1 protein-coding gene is annotated in these 18,899 nt (G+C 54.3%); it reads right to left on the reverse strand.

Annotation, left to right across the window (positions count from 1 at the left end; all coding sequences use genetic code 11):
- Positions 1-4 precede the first annotated feature (4 nt).
- Positions 5-18,898, reverse strand: a complete 18,894-nt coding sequence (locus MHI52_RS27210; protein ID WP_405157987.1) for a non-ribosomal peptide synthase/polyketide synthase — start codon at positions 18,896-18,898, stop codon at positions 5-7.
- Position 18,899 lies beyond the last annotated feature (1 nt).

Here is an 18,899-nt window from a genome sequence, read left to right on the forward strand (position 1 = left end):
ATAATTAGAAAATAATATCAATAGCCTCTAGCTCATCTTGCTCCTGTTCGGATTGCCCGTTCAGGGAAATATCCTTGAGCAGCAACGAAGGCTGTTCGCCAATTTGGGTGATGATCACGAGCAGGTCCTGAGCGAAATTGTCGATCAGATTTCGCGTAAACAACTTCGTCGCATATTCAAACTGCCCGTTCATTCCCTCATCCAGCAACGAAATGACCAAGGTAAGATCAAATTGAGAAACCGCATGCGTTTCCGGATAAGATTCGATCTGGATATCCCCGAAGCTTTGAACGTTATCTTCCTTCGTTTCCAGCGCAAACATGACATCAAATACAGGATTGCGGCTTTGATCTCGCGGCACCTGCAGCTTTTTCACAAGCTCTTCAAACGGATAATCCTGGTGGTCGTAGGCCCCCAGCATCGTTTCTTTGACTTCGTTCAAGTAAACAAGGAATGTCTTCTCCCTGGATGGATAATGACGAATCGCCAACGTGTTGACAAACATTCCGATGAGCGGCTCCAGGTCGGCATGTGTGCGGCCTGAAACCGGTGTGCCTACAATGAAGTCTTCTTGTCCCGAGTACTTGCTGAGCAGGATTGAATAGGCCGCCGATAACACCATATATAGGGTAGCACCGTTCTCATCGGCAATGCGCTGCAAGTTGTCCGTCATCTGCTTGTCGATACTGAAAGGCAGCACATCTCCCTCAAAGCTGCGAGCGGCAGGTCTGACAAAGTCCGTAGGTAGCTCAAGCGTTGGCAGTTCACCTTCCAGCATGTCCAGCCAGTAGGCTTCCTGGCGTTTCAGCCGTTCTTTTACAGGTTCGGACTGCTGCCAAGTGGCAAATTCCTTGTATTGAATCCGAAGCGGTTCCAGCGTCTCACCGTTATATAGGCGTAGCAGCTCTTCGATAAAGATACCCATCGACATGCCATCCGTGACGATATGATGAATGTCCAGCATAAGCAGATGACGTTCCGCTTCCCATTCAACTAAGCCCACACGCAGCAGCGGCGGCCTCTCCAAATCAAAGACACGTACAAAGGCATCCGCAATGGTTTTCGTTTCACTTTCCGTCGCCTGTGTATACTCGACGGCAAACTCCAAGTCCGAATAAATCCGTTGTACCGGTTCGCCGTCGACCATTTCGAAGCCGGTTCGCAAAACTTCGTGACGAGCGATTAATCCTTGGAGCGCCGCCTCGAATTGATTCTGATCCAAGCGCCCGACAAGAACCGTCATGCCGGACATGTTGTAGTTAAGCTCGGCGCCTTCCATCTGCTGCTGGATGTACAGCCGCTTTTGCACAGAGGAAAGCGGATAATACTCCCTTTTATCCAGAACCGGAATGGAAAGGAACTCCTGCTGCTCCAATCGGCTAATCACTTCAGCCATCGCTTCAATAGTCGAGTACCGGAATACATCGCGCAGTGGCAGGTCCACGTGCAGCTCCTTGTGCACCTTGCTGACCAGCGTCGTCGCCCTCAACGAGTGACCGCCGAGGTCGAAGAAGTTGTCCGTCACACCAATCGTAACTGACCCAAGCACGTCCTGCCAGATGGAGACCAGTTTCGTCTCCAGATCGGTGCGCGGCGCCACGTATTCGCGTCCTGCACTTGCTCCCTCTTCCGGCGTCGGCAGCGCTTTCCGGTCGATTTTCCCGTTTGGTGTCAGAGGTAAATGCTCCAGCTCCACAAAGTACGACGGGATCATGTAACCTGGCAGCTCGCTGGAGATCGCTCGTTTCAGGTCGGCCGCCGTCAGTTCGATATCCGTTGTGTAGTAGGCGCACAGCGCCTTTTGACCGTTCGCATCACTTCGAACCAGCACCACCGCTTCGCGTATACCTACCACCCGCAGCAGCTGCGACTCAATCTCACCCGTTTCGATCCGGTAGCCCCGGATTTTCGCTTGATTGTCGATCCGGCCGATGAAATCCACGTTTCCGTCCTCCATCCACCTCGCCAAATCTCCCGTGCGATATAACCGCTCACCCGCGGTGAAAGGGCTATCTACAAACTTCTCTTCCGTCAGCTCTGGACGGTTCAAGTACCCACGTGCTACGCCAACGCCGCCGATGACCAGCTCGCCCAGCACACCGACGGGTACGGGATTCAGATGTGCATCCACGATGTAAAACTTCGCATTCAACCACGCTTTGCCAATCGGCACATGGCCTGTCTGCGGCAGTTTCGCCAATTCTTCGTCATAGAAACTCGAGTCGATTGCCGCTTCCGTCACACCATAGGCGTTAATGATGCGGAACGACGAGCCAAACCGCTCCTGCAAGGTACGGTAATCCGCTACACTGCAGCTGTCCGAGCTTGTGATCAACAGCTCCATACCGCTTAACTTTAGCCTCTGCTCATGCACGTATTCCATAAACGGCACGATCAGTGCTGGTGTTGATTCAAAGATCGTCACTTGCTCCTGCTCTATCCAGTGGTGCAGACGAGACGGATCAATCCGGTCGTCCTTCGGTACAATGACCATTGTGCCTCCGTTATACAACGTGCGTGCGATATCGCCCACGAAAACATCAAACGAGAAGCTTGCGAGTTGCAGCAGTCGCACCGGGAACTGATCCAACCGGTATTCCCGTCGGTAGCCCGCTGCCGTGTTCACTAGGCTGCGATGCTCGATCATCACGCCTTTTGGCTTGCCCGTCGTTCCCGACGTGTAGATGACGTACGCCAGATCCTCCGGACGGGCTTCAGAGAAGCTGTCCCTACCGACAACATCAACATCATTCGGATGACTCTCGCCACCACCGTTCACAGCCCCCGTTAGCTTGCCGTTGACTCGATCGGGAGCACTGTTGGAGCCTTGGCCAAAGTCCATTGACACATTGCTTCGTTCCTCGCTGTATGACGTTTCGTCGTCGAGATACAGCACCGTCGCCAGTGCCAGTTCCTCTTCACCGAGCCAGGCTTCGGCACGCTCTCGCAGCGGCGTTTGTGTCAGCAGCACCTTCGCTCCGCTGTCTTCGAGCATGAACCGCACACGGTCCGCCGGATAATCCGGGTCAAGGGGTACATACGCCCCGCCTGCTTTCCAGACGGCCAGCACGGCCACCAACAGGTCCACCGAACGCTCGGCGAGAATGCCGACGATTGACTCCCGGCCGATGCCGCTTGTGCGCAACGTGGCCGACAGGCGGTTCGCCCGCTCGTTCAGCTCCGCATACGTCAGCCGATCGTGTTCGTAAACGACAGCTTCAGCTTCCGGCGTGTGTTCGGCCTGTTCCTCGAACAGTCGATGGAACGCTGCCATAGGAGCCTGTTCCGGTTGCGCCGGGTTAAACGCGCCGACAATTTCTTCTTTTTCCGCTAGTGTCAAAATATCCAACTCGGAAATCGTCGCTGAAGGGTTGCGGAGAATGGATTCAAGCAACTGCAAGTAGTGGACAGCCAACTTCTCCACCGTTTCGGTTTTATATAGAGCCGTGGCGTATTCAAACAGATATTCCAAGCCGTCCTCAATCTCCGTAACGTCCAAGCTGAGATCGAATTTGGAAACAATTTCTTCGCTGGCATACGTCGACAGATGCAGTCCCGGAAGCTGGATTTCCACGTTTTCTGTATTCTGCAAAGCAAACATCGTATCAAACAGTGGATGACGGCGTAAATCACGAGCCACGTTTACCTTATCCACCAGTTCCTCAAACGGATAATTCTGATGTTCAAAAGCACTCAGCGTTGTCTCCTTGATCTCCTTCAAGTAGTCAAGGAACGTTTTACCGGCAGCCGGGTAACTTCGGATGGCCAAAGTATTAACGAACATCCCTATCAGCGGTTGAACGTCGCTATGATTTCTGCCCGCAATCGGCGTACCTACCACCACGTCTTCCTGACCTGAATATTTATGCAGAAGCACGTTATATGCCGCAAGCAAAACCATGTAAAGCGTTGCGCCGTTTTCAGCTGCAAGCCGTTTCAGACCTTCGCTTTTCTCAATATTCATAAACAATTGCAGCGTGCGGCCCTCATAGCTCTGCATAGCCGGGCGCGGATAGTCCGTCGGCATTTCCAGAACTGGCAGTTCTCCGCGGAACATGTCAATCCAGTAGGCTTCCTGCTTGGCAAGCTGAGTTTTCTGCTCGTCCGATTGCTGCCATACTGCATAATCTTTGTACTGAATGCGGAGTGGCTTGAGCGGCTCCCCGCTGTACAAGTGCACAAACTCTTCGATCAGTACGTCCATTGAAACGCCGTCCGATACGATATGATGTGTATCGAACATCAGGATGTGCCGGTCCGGCGCGAGTTCGGCAATGCCCACCCGCAGAAGTGGAGGCTTCGCTAGATCAAACGCACGAACAAATTGGCGCACCGTTTCTTCCGCCTGCTCCCCGCTGATCTGCACATATTCCACCTGGAAGGTGACTTCTTCGTAAATCCGCTGAACCGCTTCGCCCTCAACCATCTCAAAGCTGGTACGCAGCGTTTCATGACGAGCTACAAGCCCGCGGAATGCTTCTTCAAACCGCTGCCGGTTGAGCTGCCCTTCGAGCAGCATAGCTCCCGGTATATTGTAGCTCAGCTCGCCTCCTTCCAGCTGGTTCAAGATATAGAGACGTTTCTGCGCAGAAGAGAGCGGATAATACTCGCTAGGTTCCGCAGCCGGAATAGCCATAAACGAGCCGATCTCCAAATGCTCCATAGCCACAGCCATTTCCTCAACTGTCGAGTAGCGGAATACGTCGCGAAGCGGGAATTGGGCGCCCAGCTCCTTATGCATTTTGCTGACAAGTGTTGTCGCCCGCAGGGAGTGTCCTCCGAGGTCGAAGAAGTTGTCCGTTACGCCTACCGCCTTATCCCGAACAAGTACCTCCTGCCAAATGGCGGCCAGCTTTGCCTCCAGTTCGGTGCGCGGTGCCACGTATTCGCGGCCTCCTCCTGCTCCCCCTTCCGGCGCTGGCAGCGCCTTCCGGTCAATTTTCCCATTTGGCGTTAGAGGCAATTGCTCCAGTTCAACGAAATACGATGGAATCATGTATCCCGGTAGCTCGCTGGAGATCGCCCGTTTCAAATCTGCCGCCGTCAAGCCTTCTTCCACTGTATAATAAGCGCACAACGCTTTCTGCCCTTCTTGATCTTCCCTGACAACAACGACCGCTTCCTTCACGCCACCTACACTCAGCAGCTTTGCTTCGACTTCGCCCGTCTCGATCCGGTAACCCCGGATTTTCGCCTGGTTATCGATCCGGCCGATGAAGTCCACGTTGCCATCCTCCATCCACCTCGCCAAGTCTCCCGTGCGATACAACCGCTCACCAGCGGTGAAAGGACTGTCTACAAACTTCTCTTCCGTCAGCTCTGGACGGTTCAAATACCCGCGCGCCACACTGACTCCGCCGATAACCAATTCGCCCAGCACGCCGACTGGCACCGGGTTCAGATGTGCATCCACGATGTAAAACTTCGCATTCAACCACGCTTTGCCAATCGGAACATGGCCTGTTTGTGGCAGTTTCGCCAACTCCTCATCATAGAAACTGGAGTCAATTGCCGCTTCCGTCACACCGTAGGCGTTAATAATGCGGAACGACGAGCCAAACCGTTCCTGTAAGGTTCGGTATTCCGCCACACTGCAACTGTCTGAGCTTGTAATCAACAACTCCATACTACTTAACTCTAGCCCCTGCTCATGCACGTATTCCATAAACGGCACGATCAGTGCCGGCGTTGATTCAAAGATCGACACTTGCTCCCGCTCTATCCAGTAGTGCAGACGAGACGGATCAATCCGGTCGTCCTTCGGTACAATCACCATGGTCCCTCCGTTGTACAGCGTCCGCGCGATATCGCCCACAAACACGTCGAACGAGAAGCTGGCGAGCTGCAACAGCCTTACCGGAAACTGATCCATCCGGTATTCCCGTCGGTAACCCGCTGCCGTGTTCACCAGGCTGCGGTGCTCGATCATCACGCCTTTTGGCTTGCCCGTCGTTCCCGACGTGTAGATGACATACGCCAAGTCCTCAGGACGGGCTTCATGGAAGCTGCCCATACCGACAACATCAACATCATTTGGATGGCTCTCATTACGGTCGTTCACAGCACCCGTCAGCTCGCTGGAGATCAGACCTGAAACCATGCTGGAGCCTTGGCCGAAGTCCATTGGTGCATTCGCTCGGTCTTCGCTGTATGACGTTTCGTCATCGAGATACAGCACCTTCTCCAGTGCTAGTTCCTCTTCGCCGAGCCAGGATTCGGCACGCTCTCGCAGCAGCGTTTGTGTCAGCAGTACCTTCGCTCCGCTGTCTTCCAGCATGAACCGCACGCGGTCCGCCGGATAATCCGGGTCAAGCGGTACATACGCCCCGCCCGCTTTCCAGACGGCCATCACGGCCACCAGCAAATCGACCGAACGCTCGGCGAGAATGCCAACGATGGTCTCCCGGCCTATTCCGCTTGCACGTAGCGTGGTCGACAGGCGGTTCGCCCGCTCGTTCAGCTCCGCATACGTCAGCCGATCGTTCTCGTATACGATGGCCTCCGCTTCCGGCGTGCGTTCCGCCTGTTCCTCGAACAGTCGATGGAACGCTGCCACAGGAGCCACTTCCGGCTGCACCGGATTAAACACACCGACAATTTCTTCTTTTTCCGCCGCCGTCAAAAGCTCTAACTCATGTACACGAACATTCGGATTAGCCGCAACCTGCTCCAATGCACGGGCAAAATGACCGTGGATCTGCCTGATGTCTTGCTCTCTGAATGTCAGTGTATTGTACGTAAACCGCAGCAAAATATGCTCTTCCGGAATGACGGTAATGTCCAGATCGTAGTTCGTTTGTTCCGGCGATTGGATATTAGCGATTTTCAGCGCTTCTTGTCCTCCGCCGACAACCTGCTCAATCTGTTCTTCCATCGGATAATTTTCAAAGACCATAATATGGTTGATCAAGTCGCTCTTTTGCTCGCTAAGCGACTGAATTTCGAAGAGTGGGAACGTTTCGTAAGCTCCCGATGTCAGCGCTTGATCCTGGGTTTTTCTCAAAATATCGGCTACCGTCTCCTCGGCTTTGCCTTGAATACGGACGGGGATCGTATTAATAAACAGACCGATCATGCTTTCGATACCCGGAATCTCCGCTGGACGCCCGGATACAACGGAGCCAAATACAACATCATCGCTGTTGTTGTATACCTGCAGAACCAGTCCCCATACGGTCTGCATAAATGTATTAAGCGTCACCTGATGCTGGCGCGCCACCCGCTCGATTTGCCCAGTCAGTTCCTTGCTGAGTTCCACATCGATCTCAGCTGCTTCAAAAGCGCCCTGCTTCAGCCCTGTTTTCTCCCGAGGCAGCTTGGTCTGCTGATCATAACCCGCCAAATACTCGGACCAGTAACGCGAAGCTTTTGCGGCATCTTGAGCTTCCAGCCATTCGATATACCGAGAGTATGAGGTAACCGGAGGAAGCTCCAGCGTCCGTTGCTCCTGGAACGCGAAGTAGGTGTCGAACACTTCCTTGATCATTAAGGACATGCACCAGCCGTCCAACAAAATGTGATGGTGACTCCAGATCACTTGGTAGGACTCGTCGCCCGTACGCAAAACTGTAACGCGCATCAGAGAGCCTTGGGCCAAATCGAACTTGTTCGCTTTATCCGCGCTAACAAAATCGGCTATCGTCTTCTCCGGGTGTTCATCTCTTGCCGAGCGAATATCTTCAAAGTACACTTCACACTTCCGCTCGCGGAATACCACTTGAATCGGCTCGTCTCTCCAGCCGGTAATAAAATTGGTCCGCAGCGCCTCATTTCGCTGTACCAGCGTATCCAATCCGCGGGTGAAGGCTTCCACATTCAGGCTTCCATACAGATCGAAGGTCACCTGTTCGAAGTAGGCTTCCGAATCGGCATCCAGCAAGCTGTGGAACAACATCCCTTTTTGCAGCGGAGTCAGGGTGTATACATTCTCCAGTTCGCCGAGTGCCGCCGTATGTTCGGACAGCCGCTCCAGTTCCTCCACCGTTACATCTTGAAGCAGTACGTCACTAGGCGTAAGTTCCGGCCGCTCTTTCGATACGCAATGCCTGATGACTTCACGCAAGCTCGATTGAAGCAGGGTGCCCAAGCGCTCAACCGTCTCCCGTTGATACTGGGTTTCCCCATAACGGATCGTGAGTTCCAACATGCCTTCCGACACCATACCGTTGATATCGAGGACATAATTCATCACAGCATTCGGGCTTGAATCGGAGCCCGGACTGAACGGAGACGGCTGCGAGCCGCTGCTTTCGTAATCCTGGTCGAACTGACCCAGATAGTTAAAACTGATCTCCGGCTCCAAAACGAAGCGCTCTCCGTCACGCGGCGCCGACAAATAACGCTGAATGCCGTAGCCGATTCCTTTGTTCGGAATGCGGCGCAAGTTTTCTTTCACCTGTTTCACCTGATGACCGAGTGCCTGAGCGTGGCCCGGCTCCAGAACAACAGGGAATTGGCTTGTGAACCAGCCTACCGTGCGTGTAATGTCCACATCTGGCAAAAGTTCTTCCCGGCCGTGGCCTTCGAGATTCACCAGCACGCGTTCTTGACCGCTCCAAGCTTGTACTGAGAGGCCCAGCGCAGCAAGTAGCAAATCGTTCATTTCCGTATGGTAAGCACGGTGTGCCTGCTTCAGCAGCTGTTCGGTTTCCTCCGCCGTCCAGCGGACGGTCACGACCCCGCTGTCCTTCAGCTTGGATCTGCCTTGTTCAAAATCTTTCGGAAGCGGCTCATAGGTCAATTGCTCGATATGCTGCCAATACGCTCTCTCGCTTTCCATCGCCGGACCGTTCGCATAATCAGCGAGCTGTTTCGCCCACGTTTGGAATGAGTCCGTTTTGAGCGGCAGACGGATCAGCTTCCCTTGCAGCGCCTGCTCATAGCCGGCAGCAAAATCCTCAAGCAGAATCCGCCAGGATACGCCGTCTACGACCAAGTGGTGGATCGCGATCAGCAGATGATCTCCATCCGCACAACGGAACAAGCCGAGCTTCAGCAAGGGCCCTGCCTGCAGGTCAATGCTGCGCTGAAGCTCGTTCGCCTTGGCTTCGATCGCCTGCGCGCAGTCCGTCATTCCGCGGAAATCGATCACTTCTAGGGTGTAGAGCTCGCCGTCACTTTCCTCGATGGCCCGGTTCCATGCCGCATACCCGCTCTCGGTCCAGCTGAAGACGAGGCGCAGCGCATCGTGATGCTCGGCCAGCTTCCGCACGGCCTGACGAAGCGCCGCTTCGTCATAGCCTTCCTCCCGGTACAGCATCACCGCCTGGTTAAAGTGGTGCAGCTCGGCGAACAACTGCTCGAAGAACCAGCGCTGAATCGGCGTCAGCCCCGTCTCTCCCGTAGCTGCCCCCTGATCGGCGCGTCTTAAGACCGACTGGAGATACGGGCTTAATTCCGCTACGGTCGGATATTTGAACAAATGCTTAATTTCCAGCTTGTACCCGGCCTGATGTAGCCTGGACGACACCTGGATCGATTTAATTGAATCCCCGCCTAGTTCGAAGAAATTGTCCATCACGCCGATCGGACGACCCGTTCCCAGCACCTTTTGCCACACCGCAACCAACGTCTGCTCCGCCGCCGTCCGGGGCGCCACGTATTCCGTTCCAACGAGCATACTGCTTTCCGGTGCGGGCAGCGCCTTGCGGTCAAGCTTCCCGCTGTGTGTGAGGGGCATCCGCTCCAGCTGCACGAAGTAGGACGGAATCATGTACGCAGGCAGATCCTCCGCCAGCGCGCTTCGCAGCTCGCTCGCCGCAAGCGGCTTGTCCGCCACGAAGTACGCGCAGAGCTGCTTCTGACCGGCTTCGTCCTCTCTGGCGATGACAACCCCCTCTTGTACGGACGCCGCTTTCAGGACCTGCGCCTCCACCTCGCCGAGTTCGATCCGGTACCCGCGGATTTTCACCTGATGGTCGATCCGGCCCATATACTCGATGTTGCCGTCCGGCAGCCATCTGGCCAGATCGCCCGTCCGGTACATCCGCCCGCCCGGCGCGAACGGACACTCTACGAATTTCTCCGCGGTCAGCTCGGGACGGTTCAAGTAGCCTCTAGCCAGACCTTCGCCCGCGATGCACAACTCGCCCGGCACGCCGATCGGCTGCAGCGCTGTCGTCCCTTCCTTGACAATATGCAGCCGGATGTTCGAGATCGGCTTGCCGATCGGCACCGATACATACGCCTCTTCCGGTCCGCAATCGTAGTACGAGACATCAACCGTCGCTTCCGTAGGCCCATAAAGGTTGATCAGCTGCGCTTGATTCACGGATGACGAAATCCACTGCCAGAACCGGCTCACATGCGACGTCGCCAGCGCTTCCCCGCTTGCAAACACCCGTTTCAGCGAAGACAGCTTGTTACCCAGATCTTCGCTCGGCTGACGCTCGACATATTCGAGGAAGGCGTGCAGCATCGACGGCACGAAGTGCATCGTGGTGACGGCTTGCCGTTCGATCGTATCCAGAATCGTCTCGGGATTCTTCTCTCCGCCCGGCGGCAGCAAGCAAACTTTGGCCCCCGTCCAAGCCCACCAAAACAGCTCCCACACGGAAACGTCGAAGGTGATCGCCGTCTTTTGCAGAATCGTATCCCTGGAGTCGATCGGGTATGCATTCTGCATCCACAGCAGCCGGTTGATCACCGGACGGTGCTCCACCATGACGCCTTTGGGCTTGCCTGTCGAGCCCGATGTGTAAATGACGTAGGCCAGATGCTCCGGTCCGCTGGCCGGTTCCAGATTCGAGCCGTTTTCGTCATACGCGGATGGATCGTTCAGATCGATGAGCGATAGACCACCAAGTGGCTCGGTCCCGGCAAATGACGCGCTTTCCCGCAAATGGCTCTGAATCAGCAGCAGCCTAGCGCCCGAATCTTCGAGCATGTAGCGGATGCGCTCCTGCGGGAATTGCGGGTCGATCGGCACGTAGGCGCCCCCGGCCTTCAAGATCGCATAGATGCCTACGATCATCTCCAGCGAGCGCTCGGCCATGATCGCGATCGGCTGATCGGCCTGCGCGCCAGAGGCACGCAAGGATCGCGCCAGCCGGTTCGCCCGCTCGTTCAACTCCCGGTAAGTCAGGCGGCTGTCCTCATAGACAACGGCCACCTGCTCCGGCGTTCGCTCTGCTTGCTCCTCGAACAGCTCGTGGATCGTTCTCTCTCTCCACGACTCATCCGCTTCCAAGCCTGGACCCTCTGAGGCGGATTGCTTCGCCAGAGCCGAAGACGACACGGCAAACCCGACCAGCAAATCATGCTTTTCGCTGTCCTTCAAAATATTCAAATCCGAGATCCTCGCACCCGGCTGAGCCAGGATCGATGCCAAAAGCTGCTCGTAATGACCCGCCAGCCGTACCATCGTTTCCTGTCTAAACAACGAGGTAGCGTACTCGATCTTGCAAACCAGCTCGTTACCCTCTTCCACGATATCCAGGCTAAGATCAAACTTTGCTCTCTTTTCCTCGATGTCAAACAGCGACCATTGCAAGCCTTCCAGGGCTAAATCCAGGCTTTCGTGCTTTTGCAAAGAAAACATGGTGTCAAACAGCGGATTCCGGCTTAAATTCCGGCTCACCTGAAGCGCTTCTACCAGCTCCTCGAACGGATAGTCCTGGTGCTCGTAGGCTCCAAGCGTCGTTTCCTTCACATTCTGCAAGTAATCCAGGAACGTCTGCTCTGCCGTCGGACCCAAGCGAAGGGCCAGCGTATTGACAAACATGCCGATAATTGGTTGCAGGTCGGCGTGAGAACGAGCGGCAATCGGAGTGCCGACTACGATATCTTCCTGTCCCGCGTATTTATGAAGCAATACGGAGTAAGCAGCCAGAAGAAGCATGTACAGCGTCGCCCCCGAATCTCCGGCAAGCCGTTTTAGAGCTTCGCTTTTATCCGCATCCAGCGCGAACGTGAGCGTTTGACCGTCAAACTGCCGGACGGCTGGGCGGGAAAAGTCAAGAGGCAGCTCAAGAACCGGAAGCTCGGAGCTGAATACCCCGCGCCAGTATTCCTCCTGCCGTTTGATACGCTGACATTGCTCGTCGGATTGCTGCCAAACGGCGTAATCCTTGTATTGAATCCGTAGCTCCGGCAATTCTTCCCCATTGTAAAGCCCCACAAATTCGCGTAGCAGCACGTCCATGGAAAGACCGTCGGAACCAATATGATGCATATCCAGCGCAAGCAGGAATTTCTCTTTCTCAAGTATGATCAGCAGGGCGCGCAGCAAAGGCGGCTGGGTCAAGTCAAAAGGCTGAATGAAACCTTCCAGAATGGCCGCGACCTGATCTTTGCTTGCTTGAAGCTTCTCGACCTTGAAATCTACGAGCGGATGAATACGCTGAACCGGCTCTCCATTCACGATTTCGAAACCGGTGCGCAGCATATCGTGCCGGGCCACCAAAGTAGTCAGCGCCTTTTCCACTTTGGCCTCGTTCAAAGTCCCTTTCAATTGCAAGGCGCTCGGGATGTTGTAATTCAGCTCCGAGCTATCTAGCTGGTGCAGGACAAACAGCCTTTTTTGCGCAGAGGAAACTGGATAGTACGCTTTCTCTTCCGCTTTTGGAATCGAGCTGTGCCGTGTTTCTTTCAAGCTGGCAATAGCCTCTGCCATCGATTCTACCGTCATATAGCGGAACACATCGCGCAGCGGAAGTTCAACGTTCATTTCCTTCCGAATCTTGCTGACAAGGTTTGTCGCCCGCAAGGAATGCCCTCCGAGCTCAAAGAAATTGTCCAGGACTCCAATGCCGGAGTTGCCCAGCACTTCCTCCCAGATCTTCACAAGCTGGGACTCCGTAAGGTTACGAGGAGCTACGTATTCGACGCCCGTTTGCAGGCTACCTTGCGGCTCCGTCAGCGCTTTGCGGTCCACTTTGCCGTTAGACGTCAGCGGCATGCGCTCCAGCTGCACGAAATACGACGGGATCATGTATCCCGGCATTCCCTGTGCCAGCGAGGTTCTCATTTCGCTGACTGTCAGCGTCCGGTCTGCAACAAAGTAGGCAACAAGTGCCTTCTCTCCCTCGTTGTCCTGACGGGCGAGCACCACCGCTTCTTCCACGCCCTCCACGTTCAGAAGTTGCGTCTCGATTTCGTCCAGCTCGATCCGGTACCCACGGATTTTGACCTGATGGTCGATCCGGCCGAGGTATTCAATGTTGCCGTCCGGCAGCCAGGCCGCCAAGTCGCCTGAGCGATACAGTTTTTCCCCCTCCGCAAACGGGGAATCAACGAACTTTTCCGCCGTCAAATCCGGTCGATTCAGGTATCCTCTTGCCAGGCCTTCACCGGCCACGTACATTTCGCCTGCTACTCCGATAGGAACAGGACGACGGTTTTCATCCAGAACATACACGCTCAGCGTCGGGATCGGCTTGCCGATATTACTCTTTGCCGCCTCCATCTCGATCCATGTAATTTCCTTATACGTCACGTGAACCGTCGTTTCGGTAATACCGTACATATTGATCAGCTTTGTCTCCGGGTACTTCGTCTTGAAACCCTTGAGCAACAGCGGGCTGAGTGCTTCGCCGCCAAAGATGACGTTGCGAATCCTCAGATTGTACGGATGGTCCGCTAAAACCTCACGCAGCAGTTGGTAGAAATATGTTGGCGTCTGGTTCAAAATCGTGACCTGTTCGCGGCTCAGCAGTGCCAGGAACTCGGCCGGATTTTTCGCCGTAAGCGGCGGTACGATAACCAGCTTTCCTCCATTCAGAAGTGCCCCGTACATCTCCCAGACGGAGAAATCGAAGCAGAACGAGTGGAATAACGTCCACGTATCAGACGGCCCAAAGTCGAACAGGTTCTTGTCGTTGAACAAAAGGCGTACGACGTTTTTATGCTCAATCAACGTGCCTTTTGGTTTGCCGGTCGTTCCCGATGTGTAGATGACATAAGCCAAGTTACCCGGGCCAGAAATTGGCTCCAAATTCGAAGCGTCCAGCGCACCAGCGGAGTCCGCCCCTTTGTCGCCCCAAACGAAATCGTCCAATTCAAGGCGCGTTCCTGCAAAGTCGGTCTTCTCATGCAAATGCCTTTGAATCAGCAATAACGGTGCGCCCGAATCCTCAATCATGAAGCGTATGCGTTCCTCCGGGTAGTCGGGATCGACAGGCACGTAGGCTCCACCCGCTTTGAGAATCGCTAGAATGCCGACGACCATATCAAGCGAACGTTCGGCCAGAATCGCTACCAACTGATCCGCTTCGACTCCTGTCTCCCGCAGCTTACGCGCAAGGCGGTTGGATCGCTCGTTCAGTTCGTGGTAGCTCAACTGCCGCTCATTCATGACGGCGGCCACGTTATCCGGATAAAGCTTCGCCTGCTCTTCGAACAAGCCATGAATCGTCTGCTGACGCGGGTAGTCTGCCTCCGAATCATTAAAACCGCGCACCAGTTCACGGATTTCCTGCTCCGTTAGCATTTCCAGCGAAGCAATATCCCCTTCCGGCGCTGTTGCGATAGTTTCGAGTAGCTTGTCATAATGTCTGGCGAACCGCTCCGCGGTCTCCTGTTTATACAAAGCCGTAGCGTACTCCAACCGGCATTCGAGCTGGCCATCCAGTTCCGAAATGTCCAGAAGCAGCTCGAACTTAGACGTTCGGTTTTCCAACGGATAAAACGATTGCTCCAGCCCCTCGATGACAATTTGCTCATTCTCCGTATTTTGCAGGGAGAAGAACGTATCAAAGAGCGGATTCCGGCCGGTCGCGCGCGGAATGGGAAGACTTTCTACCAAATCTTCGAACAAATAATTTTGGTGTTCAAAAGCCCCGAGTGTGATTTCCTTCATTTCTTCCAGGTACTTGAGGTACGGCTTGGAACGCTCCGGATGGCTGCGAATGGCAAGCGTGTTGATAAACATACCTACGATTGGCTGCACTTCTTCCTGCGTTCTTCCGGCAATCGGCGTTCCCACGATCAGATCTTCCTGACCCGAATATTTATGCATAAGGATCGAGTAAGCAGACAACAGCACCATGTACAGGGTCGTGCCCGTCCGTGCGGCCAGTTCTTTCAGCTTCTCCGTCCGTTCTTTCCCAATATCAAACTTCACGGTCCGGCCGTCAAAACTTTGCACCGCAGGCCGCGGGAAATCCGTCGGCAGTTCCAATACAGGCAGCTCGCCCGACAGCTGTTCCAGCCAGTACTCCTTCTGCGGCTGGATCAACTGCCCGTAGGCTTCGGAATGCTGCCAAACGGCATAATCTTTGTATTGAATACGCAACGGAGCCAGCTCCTCGCCCCGATACAGGCGGCTGAACTCGTCGAAAAGCAACGCTGTCGAGATGCCATCCGAGACGATATGGTGCATATCGAACAACAGGATGTGGCGATCCTCGGCGACTTCGATCAGGCCGATGCGAAGAAGTGGCGGCTTGGTCAGATCAAACGGGTGATAGTATGCTTCCACCACTTGGTCCACTTCTCGCTCGCTCGCCTGGAAATAATCTACAGCAAACTCCACCTCGTCATAGATGCGCTGCACAAGCTCGCCTTGAACCTGCTCGATCCCGGTACGCAGCGTCTCATGGCGCTGAATCAACGCCCGGAATGCGTACTCTACGCGCGTGCAGTCCAGCTTGCCTTTGAGAAGAAGCGCCGCGGACATATTGTAGCTACGCTCGGCCGCGTCAAGCTGGCGCAGGACGTACAGACGCTTTTGCTCGGATGAAACCGGATAGTACTCGGTCTCTGCCGCCTTTGTAATCTCATACGTTTCCTGCTGCTTTAAACCGCTAATTCTTTGGGCAAGCTGCTCGATCGTGGTGTAGCGGAAAACGTCCCGCAGCGGAACCTCGACTTGTAGCTCTTTTCGAATCTTGGAAACAAGCGCGGAGGCCCGCAAGGAATGACCACCCAGGTCAAAGAAATCGTCTTGGACTCCAACTCGCGCAATACCCAGCACCTGCTGCCAAATAAGAGCAAGTCTTGTTTCCAGCGTTGTGCGAGGAGCCACATACTCACGGCCGGCTTCTATCTCTCCGGTCGGCTCAGGTAGCGCTTTACGGTCAATCTTGCCGTTCGGTGTGAGCGGAAGCTGATCAAGAGACACCAACCGGGCCGGAACCATATGCGCAGGCAGCTCTTGTTTCAATTGGGACAACAGATCGCTCAGTTGCAAGGAAACATCCCCCGCCACGTAACCGCACAAATACTTTTGCCCCTGCTCATCCGTACGGTCAGTCACCACAGCCTGCTTGACCCCCGGGAAGCTGAGCAGGGCCGTTTCAATTTCGCCGAGTTCGATCCGGAACCCGCGAATTTTCACCTGATAGTCGATCCGGCCGATGAAGTCAACGTTGCCGTCTTCCAGCCAGCGGGCCAAATCTCCTGTCCGATACAGACGTTCTCCAGGCACAAACGGGCTGTCTGCAAACTTCTCGCTGGTTAGGTCCGGACGGTTCCAATACCCGCGCGCCACCCCGGCGCCGCCGATGACAAGCTCCCCCGGAATCCCTACAGGAACCGGCTTTAACCCGGCATCTACAATGTAAAACCGGGCGTTCAGCCAGGCTTTGCCGATCGGCACATGACCCAACGATGGCAGCTTGTCCAGCGGCTCATCGTAAAAGCTGCTGTCAATGGCCGCTTCGGTAACGCCGTAGCTGTTGATGATGCGGAATTGTCCGCCGAATCTTTCCTGCAGCAATCGGTAATCGGTGACACTGCAAGCATCCGAGCTGGTAATCAGCAAATGCATGGAGCTGACGTCCAGCCCTTCTTCATAAATATGCTGCATGAACGGTAGGATGAGCGCAGGTGTCGATTCAAATACCGTAATGTTTTGGTCCCGAATCCAGCCGTATAAGCGGTTCGGATCAAGCCGGTCATCCTTTGGCACAATTACCATCGTTCCTCCGTTATACAGCGTCCGCGCGATGTCTCCAACGAACACGTCAAACGAGAAGCTCGCCAGTTGCAACAACCGCACCGGGAACTGATCCAACCGGTACTCACGGCGGTACGCATCCGCCGTATTCACGAGACTACCATGCTCGATCATGACGCCTTTTGGCCGTCCCGTCGTACCGGAGGTGTAAATCACATAAGCCAAGTCATGTGGGGCACTGTCAGCGGATTCAAATTCCACGGCTGAGGTATCCTCGTTATACATCTGTTCATCGTCCATCGCATAGACAGCTTGAAGCTTCAGCCGGTCATCGGCCAGCCAACCTCCGGCCCCCTCCAACAGATGACGCTGCGTAAGCAGCACCGATGCTTCGCTATCGCTGAGCATGTACTCAATCCGCTCCGCTGGATAATCGGGGTCCAGCGGTACATAAGCTCCGCCGGCTTTCCATACGGCGAGCACACCGACCAGAAGTTCCACCGAACGCTCTGCCCAGATCCCCGTAATCGTCTCCCTTCCCACGCCCTGTTCACGAAGGAGCGCAGCCAGCCGCTCAGCGCGTTTGTTCAATTCGCCGTAAGTCAGCTTTTTGTCCATGTAAACAACTGCCGGGTGATCCGGAATGTCTCGGGCAAACTTTTCGACATACCGATGAAACGCTATTCCCTCGCTCAGTGCTGCCACCGGCGGGTTAAACACCTCCAGAATACGGTGTCTCTCCTCATCGCTCAACAGAGAAATCTCGCGCACCCGCAGTTCGGGAGTCTCAAGAAACTGGTCCAAAACGGTTACATACTGTTCCATAATGCGATCAATCTCGGTCGTCTCGAACAGGCCGGTACGATAGGAAGCATGGAGAATGACATGGCCTTCATTCAGCATATGGTCGAAGCGCAGCAGTAGATCGTCCATCTCGTGTCTAGCAAAGTGAGCCTCCAGACGTACCTTGATTTCTTCGTACTCCACGATTTTCAAAGGTAGATATTCCAGAGACGTGCGGAACAACTCCGAAAGATCGTTGCGGCCGTGTTGTTCGCGTAAATCCTGAATCAATTGGTTATAAGGATATTTCTGATGCCGCAGATCCGCCGTATTTTCCTTGGAAACCGTTTGGATCAAGGAAAGCACGGACTCAACTGGATTCAGGCTAATCCGCGTAGCCACGGTGCTGACGAACATACCGATCGTTTCTTTTTCCTTCTTGCTGGTGCGATTGGCAAACACCGTGCCGACTGGAACATCGGTGCTGTCGGTCAGCTTATACAATAAGACGTACATGGCGGACAAAAATAACGTATATAAACTAACCTGATATTGTTCGCTAAAAGCCAGAATGCGGTCATAGCGGGAACCATCCAAAGTGATGGAACGTTTATTCGATTCGCTGCCAATCGAGAATGGCGGAACCGATTTAATGCCGCTCGTTTCAGGCAAAGTGTTGTACTTGGTCAGCCAATATTCCTTGCCTTTTTGATAACGCTGCGATTGCTCATATTCATGCTCAGTTGAAATATAATCCAGATAGGATGGGGCCTGGTAACTCCTGAAGATGCCATTGCGAAGTTCCAGGTATTTTTCCATCACCGCATGCAGCAAAGCAGTGACGGACAAGCCATCGGCGATGATATGATTTATAGTCAAATTAAGCCATACTTGGCCGTTCGCAAAATGGATCATCGTAAATTGGTAGAGGTGTTCGTCGAACACACTGGCCGGTTTTTCGGTTACTTCTTTCACCCAAGCATAGAATTGTTCGGTCGTGCCTATTTCGAGGTGGCTTATCCTGGTTTGGACATTCTCCAGCTCTTCGAACCACTGCGTTGGATTTTGCATATCCCCGCTAATGCGGATTCGGAAAGCGTCATAGGTTTTGACAATCTCTGCAGCCGCTTGCTCAAGCAGCTTGGTGTCGATCTCGCCCGTAATCTGGTAGGTCGCGGAAAGCATCGTGATGGATGTGCCCGGATTCATAATTTCCATGAACCATATCCGGCGCTGGGCTTGCGTTAATCCATATTGCTTGTTCGTATTCTCTCTCACA

The sequence above is a fragment of the Paenibacillus sp. FSL H8-0283 genome (assembly GCF_045040675.1).
In the GTDB taxonomy this organism is placed as follows: domain Bacteria; phylum Bacillota; class Bacilli; order Paenibacillales; family Paenibacillaceae; genus Paenibacillus; species Paenibacillus amylolyticus.